Genomic DNA, 381 nt, shown 5'->3' with positions numbered 1-381 from the left:
CGGTACAGAAAGTCGGTAAGTCGACCTACGAAGTGGCTCGGAAATACGTAGATCGCCTGATTGGTGTGGATGAAGGGTGGATTTCCGGGACTATTTTAGACCTCTATTCTAAGCTGGGTATTGTTGCTGAGCCAGCAGGAGCAGCAACGATTGCAGCTCTTGAGGTAGTCAAGGACCAAATCAAGGGGCAAACCATTTGTTGTATCATTTCTGGTGGTAATAACGACATCAACAGGATGCCGGAAATGGAGGAACGTGCGCTTATCTACGAGGGAATTAAACACTACTTTGTTGTTAATTTTCCACAACGTCCAGGGGCTCTTCGTGAATTTGTAAATGATATTCTAGGGCCAAATGATGATATTACTCGTTTTGAATATA

1 protein-coding gene is annotated in these 381 nt (G+C 44.1%); it reads left to right on the top strand.

Translation table 11 applies throughout. The features are described from left to right. The coding region (locus C1G53_RS01800; RefSeq protein ID WP_153046634.1) for a pyridoxal-phosphate dependent enzyme at positions 1 to 381 on the top strand (381 nt) is incomplete at both ends.

Origin of the sequence: Streptococcus suis, assembly GCF_002960445.1 — a bacterium.
Taxonomy (GTDB): domain Bacteria; phylum Bacillota; class Bacilli; order Lactobacillales; family Streptococcaceae; genus Streptococcus; species Streptococcus hyiners.
The sequence above is the reverse complement of the archived record's forward strand: the minus strand, read 5'-3'. Positions and strand labels throughout refer to the sequence as shown.